The sequence below is a fragment of the Blautia sp. JLR.GB0024 genome (assembly GCF_037000545.1).
GTDB lineage: Bacteria > Bacillota > Clostridia > Lachnospirales > Lachnospiraceae > Blautia > Blautia celeris.
The window spans coordinates 76,730-101,960 of record NZ_JBANBF010000005.1; the positions used below are offsets into that span (position 1 = coordinate 76,730).

The 25,231-nt window shown below is 49.3% G+C and carries 16 protein-coding genes; 6 read left to right on the forward strand and 10 right to left on the reverse strand.

Features of this window, described 5'->3' with window-relative positions:
• Positions 1-370: 370 nt before the first annotated feature.
• The 3 genes from V8Q34_RS13500 to V8Q34_RS13510 form a co-directional block, all read right to left on the reverse strand.
• A complete protein-coding gene (locus V8Q34_RS13500; RefSeq protein ID WP_335835674.1) occupies positions 371-1,741 on the reverse strand; it encodes a UDP-N-acetylmuramoyl-tripeptide--D-alanyl-D-alanine ligase in 1,371 nt (456 codons plus the stop codon).
• 13 nt (positions 1,742-1,754) lie between these two features.
• Positions 1,755-2,786 (reverse strand): D-alanine--D-alanine ligase family protein, encoded by a 1,032-nt coding sequence (locus V8Q34_RS13505; RefSeq protein WP_335835675.1) that lies wholly within the window; start codon positions 2,784-2,786, stop codon positions 1,755-1,757.
• A gap of 434 nt (positions 2,787-3,220) precedes the next feature.
• On the reverse strand, positions 3,221-4,129 hold the full coding sequence (locus tag V8Q34_RS13510; RefSeq protein WP_158587271.1) for an AraC family transcriptional regulator: 909 nt from the start codon (positions 4,127-4,129) through the stop codon (positions 3,221-3,223).
• Between the two features lie 116 nt (positions 4,130-4,245).
• Between V8Q34_RS13510 and V8Q34_RS13515 the strand changes: the two genes are divergently transcribed.
• Positions 4,246-8,757 carry a family 16 glycosylhydrolase gene (locus tag V8Q34_RS13515; RefSeq protein ID WP_335835676.1) on the forward strand — a complete coding sequence of 1,504 codons (4,512 nt, stop codon included), beginning with the start codon at positions 4,246-4,248 and terminating at the stop codon, positions 8,755-8,757.
• Between the two features lie 116 nt (positions 8,758-8,873).
• On the opposite strand, the gene V8Q34_RS13520 is transcribed toward V8Q34_RS13515, so the two are convergent.
• From V8Q34_RS13520 to V8Q34_RS13530, 3 genes are all read right to left on the reverse strand, one after another.
• A complete protein-coding gene (locus V8Q34_RS13520; protein WP_335835677.1) occupies positions 8,874-10,277 on the reverse strand; it encodes a L,D-transpeptidase family protein in 1,404 nt (467 codons plus the stop codon).
• A gap of 321 nt (positions 10,278-10,598) precedes the next feature.
• Positions 10,599-11,879, reverse strand: coding sequence for an aminotransferase class I/II-fold pyridoxal phosphate-dependent enzyme (locus V8Q34_RS13525; RefSeq protein ID WP_033139811.1), 1,281 nt, complete (start codon positions 11,877-11,879; stop codon positions 10,599-10,601).
• Positions 11,880-12,091: 212 nt separating this feature from the next.
• Positions 12,092-14,677, reverse strand: coding sequence for a cation-translocating P-type ATPase (locus tag V8Q34_RS13530; protein ID WP_335835678.1), 2,586 nt, complete (start codon positions 14,675-14,677; stop codon positions 12,092-12,094).
• Positions 14,678-15,136: 459 nt separating this feature from the next.
• Between V8Q34_RS13530 and V8Q34_RS13535 the strand changes: the two genes are divergently transcribed.
• The gene (locus V8Q34_RS13535; protein ID WP_033139813.1) at positions 15,137-16,003 is read left to right on the forward strand and encodes a class I SAM-dependent methyltransferase; all 867 of its coding nucleotides are present in this window, start codon (positions 15,137-15,139) and stop codon (positions 16,001-16,003) included.
• 3 nt (positions 16,004-16,006) lie between these two features.
• On the opposite strand, the gene V8Q34_RS13540 is transcribed toward V8Q34_RS13535, so the two are convergent.
• Entirely contained in the window at positions 16,007-17,434 is a 1,428-nt protein-coding gene (locus tag V8Q34_RS13540; protein WP_227245671.1) for a hypothetical protein, read from the reverse strand.
• 269 nt (positions 17,435-17,703) lie between these two features.
• Between V8Q34_RS13540 and V8Q34_RS13545 the strand changes: the two genes are divergently transcribed.
• From V8Q34_RS13545 to V8Q34_RS13560, 4 genes are read left to right on the forward strand one after another with little or no spacing between them, the layout of a single operon-like run.
• Positions 17,704-18,465 carry an SDR family NAD(P)-dependent oxidoreductase gene (locus tag V8Q34_RS13545; protein ID WP_054351520.1) on the forward strand — a complete coding sequence of 254 codons (762 nt, stop codon included), beginning with the start codon at positions 17,704-17,706 and terminating at the stop codon, positions 18,463-18,465.
• 27 nt (positions 18,466-18,492) lie between these two features.
• Entirely contained in the window at positions 18,493-19,758 is a 1,266-nt protein-coding gene (locus V8Q34_RS13550) for an MFS transporter (protein ID WP_335835679.1), read from the forward strand.
• Between the two features lie 29 nt (positions 19,759-19,787).
• Positions 19,788-20,291, forward strand: a complete 504-nt coding sequence (locus tag V8Q34_RS13555) for a nuclear transport factor 2 family protein (protein WP_033139817.1) — start codon at positions 19,788-19,790, stop codon at positions 20,289-20,291.
• A 13-nt stretch (positions 20,292-20,304) separates the two neighbouring features.
• Positions 20,305-22,218: an NAD(P)/FAD-dependent oxidoreductase gene (locus tag V8Q34_RS13560; RefSeq protein ID WP_335835680.1), complete on the forward strand. Its 1,914-nt coding sequence runs from the start codon at positions 20,305-20,307 to the stop codon at positions 22,216-22,218.
• A 68-nt stretch (positions 22,219-22,286) separates the two neighbouring features.
• Here V8Q34_RS13560 and V8Q34_RS13565 read toward each other — a convergent pair whose 3' ends face one another.
• The 3 genes from V8Q34_RS13565 to V8Q34_RS13575 form a co-directional block, all read right to left on the reverse strand.
• Positions 22,287-23,036, reverse strand: a complete 750-nt coding sequence (locus tag V8Q34_RS13565; protein WP_335835681.1) for a PepSY domain-containing protein — start codon at positions 23,034-23,036, stop codon at positions 22,287-22,289.
• 101 nt (positions 23,037-23,137) lie between these two features.
• Positions 23,138-24,541 carry a sensor histidine kinase gene (locus V8Q34_RS13570; RefSeq protein WP_335835682.1) on the reverse strand — a complete coding sequence of 468 codons (1,404 nt, stop codon included), beginning with the start codon at positions 24,539-24,541 and terminating at the stop codon, positions 23,138-23,140.
• On the reverse strand, positions 24,538-25,212 hold the full coding sequence (locus tag V8Q34_RS13575) for a response regulator transcription factor (RefSeq protein WP_335835683.1): 675 nt from the start codon (positions 25,210-25,212) through the stop codon (positions 24,538-24,540). Before V8Q34_RS13575 ends, V8Q34_RS13570 begins: the two co-directional genes overlap by 4 nt.
• Positions 25,213-25,231: the final 19 nt, after the last annotated feature.

Below are 25,231 nucleotides of genomic sequence, written 5' to 3' on the forward strand. Positions count from 1 at the left end.
TCATTTTATATCCGGTAAAGTTTTCCAGAAGTCCAGAATATACTAAAAATAGCCAAAAAATTGCCATTATTTTTTGGCATATTGACTTTAAAGACTTTTAGCGTTAAACTTAGTTTTGACTAAAGACCGGAATATTATTTTTGTTAATACTTTTTCTTGTCTTTAGATGTCGCATTTCTAAAATAATGCGGTTCAAAAAAAGGAGCCCGCCTCCGCGCGAACTCCTGCAAATACCAATTACAATGTTACCAAAGTGAAAGCCCTCGCCGACATCTCTGCCGGCAAGGGCTTCCACTTTTTAAGACTATTCTTATTATCAACTTCAGTATCTCACACACTTGAAGTTCTTGTCAATCATTTTTCCTGTATTTTAAAGCTTCTCCAGGCATTCCACCACTTTTTCAAACTCCATGAAATGTGATGCCTTCACCAAAATGGTATCTCCATCCTGAATGATACCCGGCAGGGCCTCCAGAAGAGTTTCCTTTTTGGCAAAATGTACAATGTCTTTTGCAGGCGCCGCCAGCCTGGCTGCCTCAGCCATATCCCCTGCCAGTTCACCTACACAGATGATCTTATCAATATCTCTCGCCGCGGCATATACCCCGACTTCCCGGTGCATCTCCACCTCGTCTTTTCCAAGTTCACCCATGTCTCCCAGTATGGCCACTTTTCTTCCCAGCGCATCCTGCAGCACATCCAGGGAAGCCTTCATGGATACCGGATTGGCATTATAGCAGTCATCTACAATGGTCTTTTTTCCGGCCTCTATAATATGGAAGCGGCCGCTCAAAGACTGCAGACTCTCAATCCCTTTTTTTATCCCCTCCAGGTTCATTCCATAGATAAGACCTACGGCAGTTCCGGCCAGTGCATTGTATACCATATGGCGTCCGGGAATAGGTACCAAAACCTGGAAACTCTCATTTCCTGCGTGGATACGGCAGGAAATTCCTTTTAATCCCATGCTCCTGATCTCATCCGCCCAAATCCCCTGATGGTTCATCACGCCGAAGAATACCGGCGCAATTCCGTTAACTTCTTTGACTGTGATCAGCTTATCGTCATCCCCATTCAGGACAACATGACCATCCGGCTCCAGGTAATCGAAGATCTCTGTCTTGGCTTTCAGGATGCCGTCTCTGGATTTCAGAAACTCCAGATGGCACAGGCCGATATTGGTGATCACACAGGTATCCGGCCGCGCGATTTTAGCCAGGCGGTGCATTTCTCCGAAGTCGCTGATTCCCATTTCCAGGACCGCGATCTCATGCTCCGGGCGCAGGCCGAAAACGGTCAGAGGAACTCCCAGTTCATTGTTGAAATTTCCTTTTGTCTTTAACACCTTGTACTTCTGTTCCAGCACAGCGGCGATCATTTCTTTGGTGCTGGTCTTGCCCACACTCCCTGTGATCCCCACCACCGGAATGTCAAGCTGCTTCAGATAGAACTCCGCAATGTCCTTTACAGCCTGAAGAGAAGAATGCACCTTTATATAAGGAAAGCTTTTTTTTCCGATGTCCTTCTCCGTGAGGGTGCACAGGGCTCCATTTGCCATCACACTGTCAATAAAATCATGGGCATCCACACGTGCACCTTTAATAGGAACAAACAGGAACCCCGGCTCTGCTTTTCTGCTGTCCGTTACGATTCCCTGTACTTCCCGGTCCTTCATCTCTTCGCTGCCCACATATATGCCGCCGCAGGCTTTGGCTATATTTTCTAATGTCAGATTTTTCATGGCACACCTCTGGTTATTTATATTTTTTCAGGGAAACCTCGATCAGTTTCTCGCACAGTTCCGGATAATCCATTCCCAGTGCCTTTGCCTCCTGGGGAATCAGGCTTGTGGGGGTCATTCCCGGCAGGGTGTTTGCCTCCAGGCAGTACATGTTTCCGTCTTTGTCCATGATGAAATCCAGTCTGCCGTAGGCCTGCAGTCCCAGTGCCTTGTAGCCCTGCTCCGCGTATCTCTGCATTTCCCTGGTCAGTGACTCGGAAATCTCCGCCGGACAGGTCTCAATGGTGGATCCCGCCTCGTATTTGTTCTTATAATCATAAAATCCCTGCAGCGGAGCGATCTCAATAACCGGATAAGCTTTGCCGTCCACGACAGCCACAGAGAACTCACGCCCCTCGATAAACTGCTCCACAACCGCCTCATTTTCATAGGAAAAGGACTCCTCAAGGGCAGCCTCATATTCCTCCTGATTCTTGGCAATACAGACACCCACGCTGGAACCTCCGCAGCATGGCTTCACGATGACCGGGAAGTCCATGTCATAGTCTGCCAGCTCGCTGCTGCATTTTCCCTTCTGCAGAGTTACGCCTTTTGGAGTGGGCACTCCCTTTGCCTCAAATACCATTTTTGTGATTCCCTTGTCCATGGCCATTCCGCTGCTCAGCGGACCGGAGCCGGTGTAGGGAATTCCCATGAGGTCGAATACGGACTGTACCTTGCCGTCCTCCCCGTTGGAGCCGTGCAGAGCCAGGAACACCATGTCTGCCGCTTTGCAGATGTCAAGTACGCCGGGACCGAAGAATTCTTTCCTGCTTTTTACGGTCTCCTCCAGTTCCCTGCTCTTTTCCTGCATGTAAACAACTTCCGCATCTATATCATATGTCTGAGGGAATAATTCCTCTCCCCAGCTTTCTTTTCCAAAATAAGCGTCTACCAGTACCGCTTTGTGATTTCTTCTGCGCAGAGCTGTGCAGATGCCCTGTCCGGACACAATGGAGACTTCCCTCTCTGTACTGCTGCCACCTGCTAAAACAACTATATTCATACTCTTTCTCCCTTATGCAGCCATTCGGTTTCTTTGCTCTTTTTATACTAATCAATTTAAACTTTTTTGTCAATGATGATGCCGTCTAAGGACATGATCTGCAATAAATATGACACGGCATGTGCGTTACTTTTTTACCTGCAGAAATACTTTTTCACATATTCTCCCCAACATTTCTCCATCATTTTATCTATTATATCTATATTTTCTCCACCACTTTTATCCATATTTACCAACTTTATTACATATTTTTTCTGTCAAAAGTATATTTTGACATATAAACAGGATAAAAAGTCATATATTCTATGCACTTTTTACAGTAAACTATATGGTAGTCCAACAAGTCTGATACTGGTTGGGTCATATTCAGAATGGATACTGAAATGTATCGGGGAATATAAGGACATATGCACAAATGTGCTGTTTCCTTCCTGTCATGCATTTTTGGTATGCGACAAAACAAGGGTAGCTGAGGAATCCCGGAATGCTCTGGGGCTGGTTCCTATTTTCTGCTTAAACGCTTTGGAAAATACCAGCGCGTCTTTATATCCCACCATTTCCGCGATCTGCTTGATCGGCAGCGCAGTGGTCTGCAGGAGCAGGGAGGCTTTATTCATCCTGACACCCAGCAGGTAGTCATAGGGGGAAACGTGATGAACCTGTTTGAATATCTTTGTCAGGTAGCTGCGCGTAATGCCGATATAGCTGCACATGTCATTGACACTGATATCTTTATGGTAATTTTGCTCAATATAGGCAGCTGCATAGTCCGCATATTCCTGCCGGTGGTAATCATTGAACTGCTGTCTGGTATTATGTGAAGTCTGATATTCCCGAATCATACCTGCCAGAAAAAGGGCAAGCTGGCTCTGGCGCACTAGGTCATTGGCATAGGTAAGCTGATGGGCTGCCAGCATGGCATCCACGCAGGCAGTCAGTGCTTCCTCCTGCTCAAAATGACCGACTCTCTGCTCAGCAGAAAAACCGGCATGTTCCAGGCATTCATACGCCCGGATGCCGTCAAATGCTGCCCAGACATAAGACCAGGGTTCTTTGGCATCCGCCCTGTATACAGTAGTCTCCTCCGGCATGATCAGAAACGCATCATGGGCTCCAAGCTCTGTTGTCTTTCCGTCTGCCGTAAAAGTGCCCTTCCCGCTTATAACATAGTGCAGAAGATATTCCTGACGGACAGCCGGTCCGTACGTATGCCCGGCCTCGCAGATTTCCCTGCCGCAGTAAGCCAGATAGAGCTCCACGGAATTCTTTCTGAGAAATTCCAGGCATTGATATTTTGGAGACTCCGTATATTTTACCTCGGTATCCTTATGTCCGCTGTCCATTCTGAATTTCCTCCTTTGCACCTCTGCATTCATAAAATCAGACTATATTTATTATAGCATTATGCATGTCCGGTGAAAAGGGTAATGTAAAGCAGTATTAAGAAAGGAGCGCAAGTATGAAAAGAAACAAGAAAGCCTCTAAAGCCCTGTCATTCTTCATGGCACTGGCACTGACCGCCGGAAATCTATCACCTGTCGCAGTCAAAGCCGATACCATAACCGTGGATAAAAATATCCTGCAGGGTCTGATTCCCACCACAAATGCTGAGGGAGGCATCACGAATCCCGAAGCTGCCACAGACGGCATCAACTACGACAGTGATGTGGATGCCAACAACACCCGGATCGATGCCGGGGCCGAAATCGGCGGTGATGACAATGGCTATTCCCAGTGGAATCCGGTATACCTTCAGTATGATTTCGGTGATGTATACAGCGTAAAAGCTGTGGATCTGTACCGAAACACTTATCCGGCTGCAACTTCCACCTTTAAGGATGTAAAGGTAGAAGTATCAACCTATGAGGATTTCTCAGACAGTACCATCCTCTATGGAGATCCTGACGGGGAAGACTTTTTGGAAACCGTTGATACCAAAGGCGAATCCCAGTATCTGGCGCCTGAAACAGCGATTGAAGCCCGCTATCTCCGTGTATGGGGAAAAGGCCACTACATAGAAAACACAAACAGTGCATGGAAAGGCTACAGCAGCGGCGTCCTCTTTACAGAGATCGAAGTCATCGCTTCTGTGGAACAGGAACAGCCTGCCCCTGATCCGGATCCCGGTGATGATGAGGAAATGGTAGACGCCAACATTATGACCGGCCTGATTCCTACCTCCAATACACCTCACCAGATCGTAACCGGAGGTTCTACGGTTCCCCAGGTACAGATCCTGAACCCGGAAGCAGCCACCGACGGTGTGAAATCAGGCAGTGAGGATGATTCCAACAATACCAAGATCATTGCAGGCCAGGAAATCGGCGGTAATGACAACGGCTATTCCGGATGGGACCACGTCTATCTCCAGTATGATTTCGGTAAAGTCCGGGACGTAAAAGAGATCGACCTATACCATAACACTTATCCCAATGCGGTTTCTACCTTCAAGGATGTAAAAGTAGAGCTCTCCTCCACAGAAGATTTTGCAGAGAGCACCATCGTATCCGATACGGCTGATTATGAGGAAACCACCTCCAACAAGGGACAGCCTCAGGTTATCACACTCCCGGAAACCGTATCTGCACAGTATATCCGTATCTGGCAGAGAGGACATTATATCCAGAATACCAACAGCTCATGGAAAGGCTACAGCAATGGCATTCTCTTTAATGAAATAGAAGTCATTGCCAGCATTCCGAAATCCGAAGTTCCCGCTCCGCCTCCCGAAGAAGAAGCGCAGAACATCGCCCTGGGCAAACTTCCATACGTCCGCGGTCTGACCCCTACTAATATAGAGGCGATCACAGACGGCGCAGTGGATGACAACTATGCAGTTCACAACAGCACCGGTGAACGCTGGCTGCAGTTTGAATACAAAAACGCATATCAGATGAAAGAGATCTGCTTCAAGCTTGAAGAGGGCACCTACCAGTCCGTTAAGGTCTCCGTATCCTCTTCTCCGACAAGCGCAGGCCAGACTGTATTCCAGGAGTATAACTGGACACAGGGTCCTGACATGCAGACCATCACCCTGGACACACCGGTCACGGGAAAATGCGTGCGCTTCACAGTAAACAAAGACAACAACAACCCCACCAAATATTCCGAAGTGGAAATCTGGGCTACGGGAAAATCCTACGACGAATCCAAACCGGAATACACCGCACCGGATTCCAAATATGATACCCTTGTATGGGCAGATGAGTTTGACGGCGACAGCGTTGATGAATCCAAATGGAATATTATTGACGGCATGGCAAACCATGCAGCCATTTACAACAAAGGCGCAGTCAGCATCGTAAAGAATGGAGACAAAAGCTGCCTGGCTATCAACTCCAAAAACTATGAATCCACAGACGCGCTGATCGACGCTGTAGGCTGGGATCAGTACGGCTCACAGGAACTGGCAGAGAAAGTCACATGGTCATCCGGCCGTCTGGAGTCCAAGAATAAGTTCTCCTTCCAGTTCGGACGCATGGCAGTCCGCGCGAAACCAAACGATTCCAAGGGTATCTGGCCTGCTATCTGGATGCTGTGCCAGGATGAGACAGGACATGACGAGATCGACGTGCTGGAATACCTGGGACAGGATGCATGGTCAGCCTGGACCACCAACCATTTCGGTATTCTGGGCTACAACAAAGGCTCTCACGGTATTGCCACCAACAATTATGAAGCATGGTGCCAGGATTTCCATGTATTTGAAGTAGAATGGGATCCGGAGGCTATCACCTTCTTTATCGACGGTAACCAGGTACACAAAACTACCCAGGCCAAAGATGACGGCAGAGACGGCATGCACACACGCCCCATGTTCCCGATTCTGGAAACACAGGTAGGTGACGGCTGGGTCGGCGATGTGGACTACAGCAAACAGGATACAAAACAGGACAGTGATTTCCTGGTTGACTGGGTACGCGTATACCAGACCGAAGGTCAGGCAGTTGCACGCTTTGACGATCTGACAGATATTTCGGGCGGAACAAATGACGACTACTTTATCAGTGCATCCTCCGCAACAGACGGTCTTATGACACTCACAAAAGGAGATGCTCCTTATGAGGACAAAGACAACTTCTATTACGGCGGACAGCCAAGATACGAAGACAGCAGAGTTGCCGTAAAAGAGAACGCAGAAGACCAGTCCCTTGTATATAAAATCCCGGGTGTAAAAGACGCGCATCTGACAGCTTACTATCAGACGCTCAGCGACTATGCCGTATGGGACGGAAGCGCATGGACAGACAAAGGCAAATGCATAAAGGAAACACTGCAGAATGGCGCCTCCCTTGATTTCCGGGTATACACTTCTCCGAACGGAAAAGACTGGACGCAGTTTGAAAACGTAACAACTGTAAACAACTTCCCGGAAGCTTATCCGAGCTATGCCCGCATCACATTTGACGCTTACGGACTTCCGGAAGATACTAATTATGTAAAAGTTACCTTCCCGAATTATAAAGGTGTCACATACACTCTGAATTCAGGCGAAGTGAAAGAAGTACAGAACACAGATATCCAGCTTGCAAAGGTAACCTTCCTTCAGGATCAGCAGGAAGCGGCTGATAAATCTGCTCTGGAAGCAGTCATCGCAGAAGCTGAGGCATTAAATGCTGAAGATTATACCACAGAAAGCTGGAACAGCTTATCAGATGCCCTGACTGCGGGAAAAGCACTTATGGACGATGCTTCGGCTTTCGCTGAAGAAATAGAGGATGCTGCCGCAGCGATCCGCAGTGCCATCGACGGCCTGGAAGTTAAGCCGGAAGCAGACAAAACCGCACTGAAAACACTTCTGGACAAAGCGGCAAAATTAAAGAAAAGCGATTATACCGCTGCATCCTGGAAGACCCTTACAAAAGCTGTCGAAAAAGGCAGACAGGTTCTGGATGATAAGAAAGCTTCTGATAAAGACATTGCTGATGCAGCAACTTCTATCCAGAAAGCTATGGACAATCTCAAAAAAGTCACCAAGACAAATACTGCATCCTTAAAAGCCGCACTGGACAAGGCTGCAAAACTGAAACAGAGTGACTACACTGCATCTTCCTGGAAGAATCTCACCAAAGCAGTCGATGCAGGCAAAAAAGTATTAAATAACAAAAAAGCTTCGCAGAAAGATATTGATAAAGCTGCCAACAGCATTCAGAAAGCCATCTCTAATCTGAAAAAAGCCGCAAAAGGTGTTTGGAAACAAAATGCCAAAGGCTGGTGGTATGACTACGGCAACGGAAAATGGCCTGCAGGCAAATGGGAATCCATTGACGGCAAATGGTATGCATTTGACGCAGACGGATACATGCGCACAGGCTGGTTCCGCGAAGGAAATACCTGGTACTATCTGACAAATTCAGGCGCTATGGCTACCGGTTGGGTCAAAGTAGGCTGCTGCTGGTATTATCTCCACAATAACGGCGCTATGGCTACCGGATGGGTCAGCGTAAACGGTACCTGGTATTATCTTACAAATTCAGGCGCTATGGCTACCGGATGGATCAAATCAGGCCAGACCTGGTATTACCTCACATCCTCAGGCGCTATGGCTACCGGATGGATCAAACCGGGAAATGACTGGTATTATCTCACAAGCTCAGGTGCTATGGCTACCGGATGGGCGAAAGTAGACGAAAGCTGGTATTATCTCACAAGCTCAGGTGCTATGGCTACCGGATGGATCAGACTGGGAAATAACTGGTATTACCTCAACGCATCCGGCCGCATGGCTACCGGATGGGTCAAACTCGGCAGCAGCTGGTACTATCTCACATCCTCAGGTGCTATGGCTACCGGCTGGATCAAAGACAGCGGAAAATGGTACTACCTGACATTCTCAGGTGCTATGGCTACCGGATGGATCAAGGTAAACGGAACCTGGTATTACTTAAACGGCTCAGGCGCTATGGCTGAAAACACATGGATTGGCAATTATTATGTCAACTCAAGCGGTGCCTGGACGAAAACCCGATAAATAAATTTTGGCAGCACCACTCACTTTCCCGGGGGAAACGGAATCCACAAAGTTCCCTTCCTCCGGGGAACATGAAAGCAGGCAGGCAGGTGAAAATTCACCTGCCTGCCTTTCTATCAGTATACCACAACCGGCACACCTTTTTCTATGTTGTTATAAATCTTCTCCGCATTGGACGGCGGCGTATTGACACAGCCGTGGGAGCCGTTGTTGATGTATTCAGAACCTCCGAAGCTGTCTCTCCAGTCCGCGTCATGAATTCCCGTGTTGGCATAGAAGGGCATCCAGTATTGAACCGGTGAGGAATAATTCTCGCCTACCAGTGTGGCATTTCTTTCTTTATACATAATGCCGTAGATTCCCGTATGGGTATCCCATCCCTGGTTGTGGTTTCCTGTGACTACATCGGTGCTCGCCAGAAGCTGTCCGTCCTTGTAGAACCACATGTGCTGTGCCTGAAGGCTGATCTCCACGTATGTATTTCCAATATCATTGGTATCCCTCACATAGCCTCTGTAGGTATACTCAGGCTCCATGGTCTGGGACTGGCCGCTCTTTATAGCCTCAACCAGTTTGGCAGTGGTGTCATTTCTTGCGATGAGCCAGCCGTAATCACCGCCGCTGACTGTGATGGTCTCCCCTGTGGAGGTCACAAACTGACGGGGATAGCCGAAGGTGTCATATTTCTTTGCCATTTCCACCACATACTCTTTTGCTTTCTCCTCATCCAGAACCACATCACCGTTCTCGTCCGTGGTAAGCCAGTTCTTGATCACATCCTTGTTCACCACTTCCTGCCTGTCAGAGAAATCAAAGGTCACGGTAACGCCCAAATATGCATTGCTCTGATCCCGCTGTTTGATCAGATTCTCGTCCGTGCTGTATACTGTGGGCTTCAAATAACAGTCCTCAGCCTCCAGATCCAGCTCCGTCTTTCCTCCGTCAATGGCTTTCAGGATCTGTTCTTTTACCTTGTCCTTATCCAGGGCATTTCCCATCACCTCAGGGACGATCTCATATCCCGTATCCGTATCACCCAGGTAAGCATCTGCGGGCTGCGTGATATTCGCCTCCTGGAATGCCTCCAGGGCATCCACTGCCGCGTACAGCATATCTTTGTCATAGGTCGTGGTGGCTGACATATCATAATCGTTCTGATGCGCAAATGACAGGAACCATAGAAACGGATTCTGCTTGTCCTTCAGCTCCTGGATCTTGCCGTCATCCACATACTGCATGTTCATCTGTGACGCCACTATGGATTCTGTCCTGCCGTCCCGCTCCTTTAAATGCAGGGTATAGGATGCGATCTCATCCACAATGCTGTCCTCCACAGCCTCCACGCTCTTGCCGGAGGCATTCATTCCGTTTATCTGGGAACCCAGATAGAAATGTTTGGTAAAGTATACGACACCGGCTATGTATCCAAGCACCATAAGTGCAATATATCCAATCAGTATGCCCAGTACAATTTTCTTTGCCTTCGTGTACTTACCCTTTTTCCCTTTCTTTTTTTTCATAACCTCTACCCCTTATGTTATAACTTTTTCTATCCGTAACGGTCCAAACGTCTGTTCCGCCACGTGTATCCGCCCATTGTAAATTGCTCTGCAACGGGACAAATACCTGTCCTTCGTTTTCTATTCTATTTCATTTTGATTGTCGAAGTAAAGTGTTTTATGCAAAATTCATTAAAATATCACATTTCTGTAAATTATCCGAAATTTACAGATACTTCTGTAACGAAATAGAAATACTGCTTCACACAATAAGGCAGAACCTCTGCTGTTCTGCAAAAGTTCTGCCCTGTTTTATCATACGCTATGTCTGTTCTGCAGGATTTATTCTGCCAGAAGTTTGTCTATGCTGACCAGTTTTACACTGAGTACAAAAATCTCTGTAGCAAGCTGCAGTTCCTCCGGTGTAGGGAAGCTGGGTGCAATACGAATGTTGCTGTCATGAGGGTCAACGCCGTATGGGAAGGTTGCGCCTGCCTCTGTCATCTTCACGCCTGCCTCTGCTGCCTTGGCTACGATATCCTTTGCACAGCCCTCCATGGAGTCAAAGGAGATGAAGTATCCGCCCTTGGGTGTGGTCCATGTTCCGATTCCTGCCCCGCCGATTTCTTTCTCCAGTGTGTTCTCCACTGCCTCGAATTTCGGACGCAGAATCTCCGCGTGTTTTCTCATATGCTCGTGCATGCCCTCAATGTCCTTGAAGAAGCGCACATGTCTTAACTGGTTGATCTTGTCATGGCCGATGGTCTGGATCGCCATATGTTTTCTGAAATCAGCCAGGTTTCTCGGAGAAGACGCAACGGCTGCAATACCGGAGCCAGGGAAGCTGACTTTTGAAGTGGAAATGAATTTGTACGCCAGGTCCGGATTGCCTGCTTTCTCACATTCCTCCAGAATCTCCAAAAGGAAATCCTGCTCCTCATATAAATGATGGATGCAGTAAGCGTTATCCCAGAAAATACGGAAATCTTCCGCTGCCGGTTTCAGTCTGGCAAAGCGTTTTACAGTCTCCTCAGAGTAGGTGATACCCTGCGGATTGGAATATTTCGGCACACACCACACACCCTTGATGGCCGGGTCAGCGCTTACCAGTTCCTCTATCATATCCATGTCCGGGCCTGTGGGAGTCATGGGAACTGTGATCATCTCTATGCCGAAATATTCTGTGATTTTAAAGTGACGGTCATATCCCGGTGCAGGGCACAGGAATTTTACTTTATCTAACTTGCACCACGGAGTGCTGCCGCATACACCGTGAGTCATGGAACGGGAAACGGTGTCGAACATAACGTTCAGACTGGAATTGCCGAAGATCACGATCTGGTCTGCAGAAACCTCAGTCATGGCTCCCAGCAGTCTTCTTGCTTCCGGAATACCATCCAGCAGACCGTAGTTACGGCAGTCAATCCCTGTTTCACATTTCAGTTTATCGGTGCTCTTTAACTCCTCCAGCATATCCATTGCCAGCTCAAGCTGCTTCTTGGACGGTTTTCCTCTGGACATATCCAGATTCAGTCCTTTTGCTTTTACTTCCTCAAATTGTTTTTCCAAATCGGCTTTCATAGCCTGCAGCTGCTCTCTGCTCAGTTCTTTATACGGCGTCATGGCTCTCCTCCTGGTAATCTTCATAATTTTAATCACTGCCCCGGTAAAGTGTTCCGTGCAGCTCTCCTGCAATTATGCTTCGTTATGTGGTATTGTATGATAGAATATGACTTAATGTCAAGAACTTCTTGCATTTTTGGTAATTTTTTCCCCTTTTTATCGGGTTTATGGTTTTTTATATGCAATTTAACAAATGAAATCCTGCATTTTCCTCACTGTCGCTTTCTTCTGCCGCTGATAAGCCCGGGCAGGAGCAGTATCTCGTGCATAAGAAGCGGAATAGCGGAAATGCCCAGCAGCCACTGCCACTCCCCAAAGGAGAGTTGCACCGTCTGAAATGCCTGCACAAAATACGGTACCTCCGTGACCATGACCTGAAGGGCAAGCCCCAGGAAAAATGCCAGTATCATGAATGGATTATCCAGATGGTTCATTCTGAGTACGGACTTATCCCTGTCACGCATTCCTATGGCGTGGAAGAGCTGGGATACCCCCAGTACGGTAAAGGCATAGGTCTGCCCGCCCCTGTGGAAGGCATAAAGAGTAATGGCGCTGATCAGCATACCGTAAAATACAGTGAACAGCCAGCCCCCATGGGCAAACAACCCTTCATTGGGGTCTCTGGGCTTCTTCCTCATGAGAGACGCTGGATCATTTTTATCAACTCCCAGGGCCAGCGCAGGCAGGGAGTCTGTGATCAGGTTCACCCAAAGGATATGACTTGCCTTCAAGGGCGTCTCTAGGGAAAGCAGGACTGCCACAAACATAGTGATGATCTCGCCAAAGTTGGAGGACAAAAGGAACAGAATGGATTTCTTGATGTTCACGTAAATGCCTCTGCCCTCTTCCATGGCCTTCTCAATGGTGGAAAAGTTGTCATCTGTCAGCACCATATCCGCCGCATTTTTCGCCACATCCGTGCCGTTTCTGCCCATGGCAATCCCGATGTCAGCGGCCTGCAGGGACGGTGCGTCGTTGACACCGTCTCCGGTCATGGCTACGATCTGTCCGTTTTTCCGGAAACGGCTGACGATCTTCACCTTATGGGCTGGGGTCACGCGGGCAAATACCCGCAGGTCTTTCATTTTTTTAGCAAAGCGCTCCTCGCTCATATTGTCCAGCTCCGCGCCGGTGACGCACTGGTCCATGGAGTCCGCGATACCGATTTTTTTGGCAACCGCCAGGGCTGTGTCTTTGTAATCCCCAGTGATCATTGCCACCTGTACCCCTGCCTTTTTCAGAGTGCGGATGGACTGGGTGACTTCTTTTCTGGGCGGGTCCATCATGCCGGCCATTCCTGCGAACACCAGGCTGCCTGTGAGGGCTGACTCGCTCTTATCTTTTACATGTTCCTTATAAGCAAGGGCCAGCACGCGCAGTCCGTCCTGGGCCATTCCCTCCATTGCCATGCGGATCTTCATGCGCTGCACTTCTGTCATGGGAACCGCTTTGCCCCGGACTGTCACAAACGCGCAGCGTTCCAGAAGGTAATCACAGGCCCCCTTCACATAGACCGTCTCGTTGCTGCCGTCTCTGTGTACGGTTGCCATGTATTTTCGTTCTGAGTCAAAGGGGATTTCATAGGTACGTGGATATTGTTCCTTTAATTTCTCCCGGTTATACCCCATTTCCTCACCCATATGGAGAAGGGCAAGTTCTGTGGAGTCACCGATTTCCTGTTTTCCCAGCATACTGTTGTTGCACAGAAGAAAGCCCTCCATCAGGCGGGGAAATTCCCTGCGGCGGACTTGTGACAGAGGAAGCTTGCGGTCATCGCCGTAGATTTCCACTACCTTCATCTTGTTTTCTGTGAGGGTACCTGTTTTGTCGGAACAGATGATGCCCACTGAGCCAAGAGTCTCCACTGCGGGAAGCTTCCTTATAATGGTGTTGACCTTTACCATGCGGGCAACGCCCAGGGCAAGGACAATGGTAACCACAGCGGGAAGGCCCTCCGGTATGGCTGCAACAGCCAGGGAGATGGCTACCAGAAGCATCTGCAGAATGTTCCTGTGCTGGACAACGCCCAGAAGGAAAAGGGCTGCGCAGAGGACAACTGCCACAATGCTGAGGATTTTCCCCAGGTCACCCAGGCGTTTCTGCAGGGGTGTCAGCTCTGTCGGGGTGTCGTTGATCATGCCGGCTATCTTGCCAAGCTCTGTCTCCATGCCGGTGGCTACCACAATGCCCTCGGCACTTCCCTTCATAGCTTCGGTTGACATAAATGCGATGTTCTTCCACTCTGCCATAGGGATTCCCTGGGACAACACGGTATCTGTCTTTTGGACCGGCATAGATTCTCCGGTGAGTGCGGACTCGTTTGTATGGAAACCTTGTACTTTTATGAGACGGATATCTGCCGGTACCTGGTCTCCTGCCTCTATCTTGACCAGGTCTCCGGGGACGACAAAGGATGCAGGAATCTTCTTGTAAATACCGTCACGTTTGACGACTGCGGATGGGGCTGTCATTTTCTTTAAGGCATCCATGGCTTTTTTTGCTCTGCCCTCCTGGATGACGCCTACGGTGGTGTTCAGGGCTATGACTACAAAAATAATAGCTGTATCGCTGAACTGGCGGAGGAGCATGGAGATTGTGGCGGCCATGAACAGGATAAATATCATGGGGTCGTTGAGCTGTTCCATGATCATGTCCAGAATTGTCTGGTCTTTGCCTTTTTTGAGTATGTTTTCTCCGGACTGGCGGAGTCTCTCGTCAGCCTCGGTGGAGGAGAGGCCGATGGATGAGTGGGTGTGGAAGGTTTCTTCTAATTGGGGGGTTGTAAATGATTCGTACATGGGTTCACCTCCTTGGATAATGTATGCTTGACTTTTTTGGGTTAGACTAGGTATAGTTATATAGATAAGGGGGGACGGGAGCTTGCGCGCGGGAGGGAGGGGGATGTCGTTTGCTTTCGTATGAAGCCGATTTCTACACTTTGCGGAGATTGTGCGTCTGTATCGGACTTGAAAGTCCGCTTCAGACGCACAATCTCCGCAAAGTGTAGCCTCGGAATACATACAGCAATGCAAATGACATCCCCCTCCCTCCCGCGCGCAAGCTCCCTGGTTACGATAAACTGGAGGAAAAAGAAAAAGAGAAAAGATTTTTTAGATTCTGGTTTGGCAGAAGATAGGGCGTAGTGGTTGAGGAGCTTAAGGTTTTTGAAAGATGAAAAGGGAATGGAATACTTGTAGGGAAGAGGGCAGTTTGGAGCTGCGGAATAAAGAATAAAGGAAGATTGAGAGGATTATAGTATGTGGATTGCTGATGGATGGAAGGATTATGAGATTATTGATACTTCTGATGGGGAGAAGCTGGAGAGATGGGGGGATTATCTGCTGGTGAGGCCGGATCCGCAGGTAATCTGGGATACGCCCAGGAAGAACAGCGGGTGGAAGAAGATGAATGGGCATTATCACCGGAGTAAGAAGGGGGGAGGGGAATGGGAGTTTTTTGATCTGCCGGAACAGTGGTGTATTCGGTATGGGAAGCTTACGTTTAACCTGAAACCTTTCAGTTTTAAGCATACCGGGCTTTTTCCGGAGCAGGCGGTGAACTGGGACTGGTTTTCCAAAAAGATCCGGGAAGCCGGAAGGCCGGTTAAAGTGCTGAATCTCTTTGCCTATACGGGAGGGGCAACTCTGGCTGCCGCTGCCGCCGGGGCTGCGGTCACGCATGTGGATGCCTCTAAGGGGATGGTTTCCTGGGCTAAGGAAAATGCTGTGTCCTCCGGGCTTGGAGATGCGCCGATCCGGTGGCTGGTGGATGACTGTGTGAAATTCGTGGAACGGGAGATACGCAGGGGAAATCATTATGATGCCATTATCATGGACCCGCCGTCTTACGGAAGAGGACCTAAAGGCGAAATTTGGAAGATTGAAGAAGCGATTCATCCGCTGATCAAGCTGTGTGCACAGCTTCTCAGTGACAAACCGCTTTTCTTCCTGGTGAATTCTTATACCACCGGACTTGCGCCGGCAGTGTTGACTTATATGCTGGCTACAGAACTGAAAAAGTTCCATGGCAGGGTGGATTCCCAGGAGATCGGGCTGCCCGTCAGGGAAAGCGGACTGGTGCTGCCCTGCGGCGCTTCCGGTCGCTGGGAATGTGTTGATAAATAAGTGTTATGAGATGAATTTCAGGCCCTGCCTCAGAAAGTCTGTGACTTTTTGACCGCGGAGCAGATACTCATCACCGGCGTTTTCTATATGCCGGTAAAATTCGTTGAACTGATCTATGAGTTTCTTTGAGAAAAAACGGTAGTAGCCGGATATTCCATTTTGGACAGCCATGGCAAATACGGTGTCCCGGCAGAAGTAAATGGTACTCTGCAGGTCGTCGTATCCGATATATGGATTGTTGTTTTCCAGAAGGAAAATCCGGATGCTGCTGTTTTTTTCTAACTCTTCTATGAGGTGGGTGATGTGACGAACACGCCATTCCCGCTCCACTTCCGCCTCTTTCCCGAAAATGTTGATCTTGCCATCAAAGATATAGTCCATGAGTGTGGACTTATATACCACCGCTGTGACCGGTGCCTGGAAGGAGTTCCTGTTCATGTTGTACTGAAGAAGGGCACTTTCCTGATCCCCGGTGTATTTCCTGCAGAGCTCCCAGAGCATGTCATCGGGCAGATGGATGATATGCATGGAGCGCAGAAGATAGCGGTATTCGTTCTGCATCATATAGTCAAAGATATATTTTTCCTGGTACATTTTATGTACGGAGTATTCTTCCACCAGAGGTTTCCTGGAGATGAGGCAGGCATATGCCGCTTCGTAGTAGGCATTGACCAGAGGGAGGCTTCTTATGACCGTGGTATATTTTTCCCTGGTGAACGGCTCCTGTATCTCAGTGACAAGAAGGCCGTTCTTTATGACCAGCACGGGAATGTCCGCGTGCTCGTGGGGCAGTTCGTAGAAATCATACCGGACGGAATGGATGGCATTCAGGTACATGGCTATACAGCGGCAGTAGGCGTCTGTCTGGTTTTTGAATTTCTCCATGTCTATGAACTGATGGATTCGGACTGTGATGCCTCTTTTCTCAAGCGCCTCCAGCTTTTTAAAAAAGTCATTTTCCTTTGTCACGTACTCCTGGAAGGGGCAGGTCACTATAATGTCCACGTCCCTCTCCGCACGGCTGCAGAGCTCATAGATCATTCCGCCCACGGCACCGGCCACAGTCTCCTGGTCCTGCCAGAGGGAGTCATAGGAAATCCGCTCCTGCACCTTTCTGTGCTCTTCCTTTTGTTCCTTCTGCTTCAGGAGCGACTGAAGAAGGCATTTTTCCAGGGCCTTTTCCAGTCCTGCTCCGTCATATTCCAGTCCCAGAACTTCTTTTATTTCTTTTTGCTGGGCTGCCTCTGTGTTGACGGCAAAGAAATGAGCCATTTTCCCAAACAGCTCCTCTGCATTTCTGGACGAGGGCAGTTTTGCACCGCTCTGCCATTTGCTGATATAGGAGACATCGTATCCCATTCTGTCTGCCAGGACCTGCGGTTTTACATTCGAGATACGGATCAATTTCTGTAGTAGTGCACTGAATTCCATGGCGTTCCTCCTCCTGATACATCAACCGGCTCTTTAATTGGAATTATATCAAATTCGTGTGATAAAAGCAATTTCACCTGTGAAATTATTGACAATTATTGACTTAAATGAAACTTTGACAATTCATTTTCCTCTGCTTTCCTTCATCCTCAGTCCTTTGTATTTCCGCCGCGCCTGGGATATGCTTGGTACATAGGGAAAATAAAGCAAAATATCTTCCCTGACAATGCTGGACTTCAGCAAACATAAAAAATGAGGAGGTAACTATTATGGGTCGTATGGAAAACAAGGTCGCTGTCATTACAGGTGCCGGCGGGGGACTGTGTGAAGGGATCGCCAGAAGCTTTGCCAGAGAAGGGGCAAAGGTCGTATTGGTGGACAAGAAACCCGTTGTTCTGGAAAAAGCTAAGGAAATCTGTGAAGATGGGGGCGAAGCTCTTGGACTGAACCTGGACATATCCGTGGAAGCGAACTGGAAAATCATTCTGGAAGAAACGCTCAGGAAATTCCAGACCTGCAATGTGCTGGTGAACGGTGCCGCCGAATTCTCACTGACAGGTGATTGGAACAGCGGACATCCCGGATTCCTGGAAAACTGGGATATTGTCTATAAGGCAAATGTTATGGGGCTTGTGTACTCTGTTCAGACCTTTGTGCCGTATTTTATCGAACAGGGAGGCGGAACTGTCATGAACTTCACTTCCTCCACGGGTATCACTTATGTGGGAAGCGGCTGCCAGGCTTACCCGGCTTCCAAAGCTGCCATCAAGATCATCACTCAGGATATGGCTGCACAGCATGCCAAAGACCATGTGCGCTTCAACTGTGTGGCCCCTAATTTCTGCTATACACCGGAAAATGATGAGATTTACACAAAGTTCCACGATTGGTTCCTGAAAGATACCCCTCTGGGATTCCTTGGTTCTGTGGAAGACGTGGCAAACTGCGCCCTTTACCTGTGCTCAGATGAATCCAAATATATCACAGGCGTATGCATTCCCATCGACGGCGGATATACAGCCTGCCATTAGGCGTTCATCACGAGGGAGGATACTTTTATGGCACAGACAAAAACTAAGAATTTCTATGGGTGGAAGATCGTAGTCTGCTGTTTCTTGATTTCCATGTTCGCCATGGGTATCATCAGCAATACCATATCCTTTTATATGAAACCCGTATGTGAGACACTGGGATGCTCTTATGTACAGTTTTCGTTCATCAATGTGGTGAGCTGCATCACCAGTATGCTGGCTGCCATCCTGCTGGCTCCTAAGATTGAAGGCGGAAATGTAAGAATGATCATGCTGGTATCCGCGGCAGCCGCCGGGCTGGGGTTCGGACTGCAGGGCATGGCTACACATATCTGGCACTTTTATGTATTATTCGGTATCACCAATCTGGGAATCGGGGGACTGACCTCCCTTCCTATCAACTACCTGATCACAAACTGGTTCAAGGACAAAAAGGGACTTGCCACTTCCCTGGCCTTCTCCGGAGCCGGCATCGGCGGAATCTTCTGGTCCCCTGCAGTGTCGGCTATGATTGGGAAACTGGGCTGGCGGAATTCCCTCTTCCTGTCAGGTGCGGCTGTTGTGATCGTCAGTATCCTGGCATGTCTCTTTATCCGGAAGACGCCGGCTGAAATGGGACAGGAACCTTACACCAACCGTGATTCACAGCCGAAGGAAACACAAAAAGCTGCCAGGGCACCCGCATGGGAAGGCGTTACAAGAAAGACAGCAGTGGCCTCCCCGGCATTCTGGGTCTTTGTCCTCTCCCTGATCTGCATGGGAATGCTGGCCGCAGGCGTCATGACCCAGGTTCCCACCTATTTTTCAGAGATTGGCCTCAGTTATGCGGGAATCATGGCCCTGTTCAGCGGAGTCTCTATACTCGGCAACATACTGGGCGGTATGATCTTTGATAAACTCGGCCTCATGGGGGGCATGGCATTTACCTGTATCTGCAATGTGCTGGCACTTGTATGCCTGCTCATCTCAGGTAAGAACACATTCTTTGCATACCTGTTCGCCGCAGCGATCGGTATGGGCATGGTGATCTCCATGCTGGGGCCGCCGCTTATGACCTCAGGGCTTTTCGGTACAAAAGAATACGCCAGGATCTACAGCATCAGCAACGCTTTTTTCCTGGCCGGCTGCATGATCGGCCCCATGCTCTCCAGCGGACTGCGGACAGCTACCGGCTCTTACACTGCAGCGTGGAGTGTTTACATAGCTATTTCTATTTGCTGCTTCGTATTTGCGTTCATTGCGCATGGACTGAGCAGGTCATTTAAAAATAAGGGATATACAGACAACATATAAAACAGTGATTGATTAAGGAGGAAAATATTATGAATATACCGGCTGACGAACAGATCATGAGTTTGGCAAAAGAGGTTCTGGCATTTGCAGGACACGACTACACCCCGGAACAATTAACAGAGATTCCCAAGATTCTGGCTACCAAGAACAAATATTGGTGGTGCGTGGATATGCAGCTCTGGGATATGATGCCTGAGGTTTATGTGGAACCCTTTGAATTTTATTCCAACGGGCATAAGGTTCCCGTCAAAGATATCGCTGACCAGGTAAAACGCGCCAGCACCGTATGCGATGATTCCATGGTCCCCATACATATGGGCCACAATCCCATCGTGCAGTTCACCGGTGAAAAAACAGCCCGCGTACTCACCCGTCTCAATGACTACCACACCTATAAGGATGACGATTCCACTTATGAGGGATGGGCATTTTATGTAGATGATTTTGTAAAATGTGATGACGGCGTATGGCGCATACAGACCCTGCGCCTGACTTACAGAAAGATCCTCGGCGCGCTGAGGACACAGGGATAAAGGAGGAAATCTAATGAAGCTCACACAGCCTGTTTCTATTGGAAACCTGACACTGAAGAATCGCATGGTCATGGCCCCCATGGGGGTTGACCTCGGGAATTATGACGAACGCACCAGGGCTTATTACCTGGCCCGGGCAAAAGGCGGTATCGGCATGATCCTCTGCAACACACTGGCCACACCGGAGATCGAGGGGATGTGCCCCTCTTCCCTTCTCGATGCGGACAGTTATGAAGATTTCCGGGACATGACAGAGAATGCCCATCGTTTTAACTGCCGGGTCTGCGTACAGATCCATCCCGGCAACGGAAGGATCACCACACCGCCGCCGGGAAGAGACAAACCCCTCGGTGCCTCGGCTGTACCCTGGATGGACCCCAGGGTCATCTGCGAGGAGATCACAAGAGATGAGATCCGAATCATTGAAGACGGATTTCGCAGGACTGCCCGCTATGCCAAAAAGGCCGGCGCAGATGCCATTGAAATTCACGCTTACGGCGGATATCTCACTGACCAGTTCCTGACAAAACGCTGGAATGTCCGTACAGATGAGTACGGCGGTGACCTGACCGGAAGAATGCGCTTCCTTACGGATCTGATTGAAATTGTAAAGACCGATTTGGGAGAAGATTTCCCGTTGATCGTAAAATTTACGCCATGTCATTATCTGCCGGCGGAAGCAGGTTACAGGGATATGGACGAGGGTCTTGAGATTGCAAGACGGCTGGAAGCCCTTGGTGTACATGCACTCCATGTGGATGCCGGATGCCATGACAACTGGTTCATGGCTATGCCGCCTGTATACCAGCAGGAACAGGTACTGCAGCTTCGCAGTGCGCACGCTGTCCGAAATGCAGTGGGCATACCGGTCATCTCCCATGGCCGCCTGAGCAATATCTCCAAGGCAGAATATGCTCTGGAACATGGAGATCTGGATATCGTAGCCATTGGCCGCGGACTGTTAGCTGACCCGGAACTCCCCAATAAACTGACAGCCCATGAAACGGATAAGATTCGTCCCTGCATCTCCTGCAATGAAGGATGTATTGCCAGAGTCTGCGCAGGACAGAGCGTCCAGTGCGCGGTCAATCCCAATGCCGGGCTGGAAGGCGTTAATGATCTGAAGCCTGCCGAGGCACCAAAGAAAGTCCTCGTTGTAGGTGCCGGCCCCGCAGGCTGTACGGCGGCAATCACGGCGGCTCGGGCCGGTCATCAGGTAGAACTCTGGGAAAAGAGGGAGCGTATCGGCGGAAATGTACTTGCCGCATCCCGTCCTTCTTTTAAAGCAGATATGGCAAACCTGCTCTCCTATTACCAGAACGAGCTGACAAGACTGCAGGTTCCGGTGAAATTCTGTATGGAAGCTGACAAGGCTGCTGTGGATACCTTGAAACCCGATGTGGTCATCTGGGCAGCCGGAGGCAGACCAATCGCTCCCGGCTCCATCGAAGGCATTCACGGAGACAACGTGTGCACAGCCATTGACGCCCTGCTCAATAATGCGCTTCTGGGCGAAAATATAGCCGTTATCGGCGGCGGCCTTGTAGGACTGGAGACAGCAGTTGACCTGACCCAGAGAGGCAAGAAGGTGACTGTAGTGGAAATGGCACCCAAACTTTTGCCGGAACCGGTATTTATGCAGAACATGATGATGATCATGGGACTGGTGAAAAAATATCAGATACCTTCACAGGTCAATACCAGGCTGCTGAAAATAGAACCTGACGGTATTGTTGTCCAAAAGGAAAACGGCGAGGAGAAAATCCCCTGTGATACCGTAGTCCTTGCCATGGGCTTCCGGCCGGATGACTCTGTATATGAGGAAATTGCCGGAGACTACAAGACTGTGAAAGTGGGAGACTGCGTATCCGCAAGAAAGGTTTATAATGCGGTACATGAAGCTTATGACGCAGTGAGAGAACTGTAATAATTGACACTTTACATACGACAGGGGAGGACTTCCGTATATGGAGATCCTCCCCTGTTTTTTGCTGTTTAATTCCGCTCCTCGCTCCATTCCAGGAAGTCACCGGTGGCGGCGTCAATCTCGAACTCATATTCCGTACCGTTGTAGTAGATATCACCTTCGTAAATCATCTTTCCGTCATCATCATCCAGCTTTATGCGCAGATCCTTCTCACTGGCTCCCTGCACCTTTGCAAGAGCCGCGGCGGATGCCTCCTCCCGGCTTACTGCCGGGTTCAGGTCTGATGCGCTGTCCTTGTTAAAATCATTTTCAATCTCAAAATCAGAGCTTAATATTTCGCCTGTAGAAGCGTCGATCTCATAATCATATTCCTTATTATCGGAATAAAATTCCACATCGTAGACCTGACGACCGTCATCATGGTCTTTTTTCACGCGGATTCCCGTGATCTGTTCCTCCGTCACACCGGCATCGGAGAGAGCTGTCTTCCTGGCCTCATCCTCGGTGACTGCAGAGGCTGTGCCGCTCTGGGAATCACTGCCGGCTGCCTGACCTGCTCCATTCTGGGAATCACTGTCGGCTGCCTGGCCTGCTCCATTCTGGGAACCACTGCTGTTTCCTGACTCCTGGCCTGTTTTCTTCCGGGAACTGCTGCTGTTCCCAGACTCCTGGTCCGTTCCATTCTGGGAACCACTGCTTTCGGACGTCTGGCCTGTGCCCTGCGCGGCATTCTGGTTGGTTCCCGTACCGCCGCAGGCTGTCAAAAGCGCTGCGGAAATGACTGCTGCCATCATAAATGTAATATATTTTTTTCTCATACGATAAACTCCTTTCATACTTTGTATATCCAGCGGACACATCCGCTATTCTTTGTATACGGTAAGTTTATCAGAGAAAGATTAAAAACAGATTAAAATCCTTAACTTTTTTTCTCTTTCGGAATTCGGAAGGTAAATCTGCTTCCCCTGCCCGGCTCACTTACAGCCTGTATTGTCCCCTTATGCACACTTATGATCCACTGCACCATGGAGAGCCCCAGCCCTGAGCTGCTGACATTGCCCTGCGAGCTGTCGTTATTGTTCTGCGAACTCCCGTTATTACTCCGCGAGCTGTCGGCCCGGTAAAAACGTTCCCAGATGTGGGGCAGATCCCGGGCACTAATCCCAATTCCGTCATCTTCCACATATCCGGTAACCGTATCCTCATCTTCCCAAAGCCCCATATGGATGCAGCCTCCTTCTTTCCCATATGTGACTGCATTCTGAAGAAGGTTGAGCCAAAGGCGGATCAGCAGGGTTTCATCTCCACGCACCATGATATCGGGGCTGATTGCCGTTTCCAGCCGTATCCCTTTTGCCGCCGCGATACCTTCCATCTCCGCTGCTGCCATCTGGGAAAGCCCGGTAAAGTCCAGTATCTCCATTGTCACCTTCTCACGGCCCTGGTCTGCTCTGGACAGGAGAAGAAGCTGGGAGATCATCCGTGACAGGCTGTCTGCTTTTCTCTGGATAACCGTGATTTCCTCCCGCACCTCCCCGGAAAGCCCGTCACGGGCAAGAAGGGCATCACACTGCATCAGAATAACGGAAAGAGGGGTACGCAGCTCATGGGAAACATCCGAAGTGAACTGTTTCTCACGTTTCATACTGTCTTCAATCTGCCCAAGCAGACTGTCAAAAGTGGAGGCAAGGCGGTATATTTCATCCCTTCCCTCCCCCAGTCCAATCCTTCTGGACAGATCCTCCTCCTCCCGGATGGCACAGACTGTCTCCGTTATATGGGCCACCGGACGAAGTGTTCTTCTTGTCATAAAGTACCCCAATACGGCAGTGAGCACCACCAGAAGCGGAAGACAGATAAGCGCCAGGCGCAGGGTGATACGGAAACTCTCCTCCGCATCTGTTATGGAAATGATTCCTCTCACCATCAGGTTCACATTCTCTTCCGGCGCATAGGACATATCAAGGACATAATATTCCACGCTCCCGGTCTTCTGTCTCCGCACCTGACCGTCCCGAAAATCCATGGACTGGTCAAATCCGTAAGGGATCTTGCCGTACAGTAGTGTTCCATCCATATCATACACAGAGAGATACACGCCGTTTTCCAGCTCCAGGATATCCGAGTCAAAATCCAGCCTTCCATCCTCCCAGTCAATGTCATCAAAAGCTCCGGTCACACTTTCCCGCAGCCGGTTCTGGACAGAACTTAGTATCTCCCTGTTGCTGAGAGAAAACAGGACCGCCAGTACTGCACAGATATTCACGGTCATCAGAACTGTATAGAGAATCGTCAGTTTTTGTTTCAAAGACAGATTTTTCATATGGGTTCCCTCAGAACATACCCGGCACCCCGTACCGTATGGATGAGTTTTGGCTCAAATCCCTCGTCAATCTTCTTCCGCAGATACCGGATATAGACATCAATTACATTGGATCCCCCCGCGTAATCATAATTCCAGATATGCTGTTCCAGCTTCTCCCTGGACAGAACAATGCCCGCGTTCTGTATCAGATATCTGAGCACGGCAAATTCTCTGGACGAAAGGGTAATCTCCTTCTCTCCTCTGAAAACACGGCGGGTATCCAGATGCACATGCAGGTCCGCCACAGAGCACACGCTGCTCTTTTCCTTCTCAGGCTTCCGCAGCATGACGCGTATCCTGGCGGAAAGCTCCTCAAAGGCAAAGGGTTTTACAAGATAATCATCCGCCCCCAGATCCAGCCCTCTCACCCGGTCCTCCACGCTGTCCCTTGCGGTGAGAAGCAGCACCGGCGTGGTCTCCTTTTTCCTCCGCATGGTTTTCAGAACCTCCAGCCCATCCATCTTCGGCATCATAATATCCAGGATCACCGCGTCATAACGGGCACAGGCCAGACAGTCCAGTGCCTCCTCCCCGTTGGTGCAGGCGTCCACGCTGTAGCTCTCAGCGGTCAGCTTTTTCACCAGCAGGCGGTTCAGATCACGTTCATCCTCAGCGATCAATATGCGCATCCTGTCACCTCTACTTTCC

Excerpts from the sequence above, each read along its gene's own strand:
- V8Q34_RS13500 (WP_335835674.1), bottom strand. The coding sequence starts at position 1,741 with ATGAAAAATCTGACATTAGAAAATATAGCCAAAGCCTGCGGCGGCATA.
- V8Q34_RS13505 (WP_335835675.1), bottom strand. The coding sequence starts at position 2,786 with ATGAATATAGTTGTTTTAGCAGGTGGCAGCAGTACAGAGAGGGAAGTC.
- V8Q34_RS13510 (WP_158587271.1), bottom strand. The coding sequence starts at position 4,129 with ATGGACAGCGGACATAAGGATACCGAGGTAAAATATACGGAGTCTCCA.
- V8Q34_RS13515 (WP_335835676.1), top strand. The coding sequence starts at position 4,246 with ATGAAAAGAAACAAGAAAGCCTCTAAAGCCCTGTCATTCTTCATGGCA.
- V8Q34_RS13520 (WP_335835677.1), bottom strand. The coding sequence starts at position 10,277 with ATGAAAAAAAAGAAAGGGAAAAAGGGTAAGTACACGAAGGCAAAGAAA.
- V8Q34_RS13525 (WP_033139811.1), bottom strand. The coding sequence starts at position 11,879 with ATGACGCCGTATAAAGAACTGAGCAGAGAGCAGCTGCAGGCTATGAAA.
- V8Q34_RS13530 (WP_335835678.1), bottom strand. The coding sequence starts at position 14,677 with ATGTACGAATCATTTACAACCCCCCAATTAGAAGAAACCTTCCACACC.
- V8Q34_RS13535 (WP_033139813.1), top strand. The coding sequence starts at position 15,137 with ATGTGGATTGCTGATGGATGGAAGGATTATGAGATTATTGATACTTCT.
- V8Q34_RS13540 (WP_227245671.1), bottom strand. The coding sequence starts at position 17,434 with ATGGAATTCAGTGCACTACTACAGAAATTGATCCGTATCTCGAATGTA.
- V8Q34_RS13545 (WP_054351520.1), top strand. The coding sequence starts at position 17,704 with ATGGGTCGTATGGAAAACAAGGTCGCTGTCATTACAGGTGCCGGCGGG.
- V8Q34_RS13550 (WP_335835679.1), top strand. The coding sequence starts at position 18,493 with ATGGCACAGACAAAAACTAAGAATTTCTATGGGTGGAAGATCGTAGTC.
- V8Q34_RS13555 (WP_033139817.1), top strand. The coding sequence starts at position 19,788 with ATGAATATACCGGCTGACGAACAGATCATGAGTTTGGCAAAAGAGGTT.
- V8Q34_RS13560 (WP_335835680.1), top strand. The coding sequence starts at position 20,305 with ATGAAGCTCACACAGCCTGTTTCTATTGGAAACCTGACACTGAAGAAT.
- V8Q34_RS13565 (WP_335835681.1), bottom strand. The coding sequence starts at position 23,036 with ATGAGAAAAAAATATATTACATTTATGATGGCAGCAGTCATTTCCGCA.
- V8Q34_RS13570 (WP_335835682.1), bottom strand. The coding sequence starts at position 24,541 with ATGAAAAATCTGTCTTTGAAACAAAAACTGACGATTCTCTATACAGTT.
- V8Q34_RS13575 (WP_335835683.1), bottom strand. The coding sequence starts at position 25,212 with ATGCGCATATTGATCGCTGAGGATGAACGTGATCTGAACCGCCTGCTG.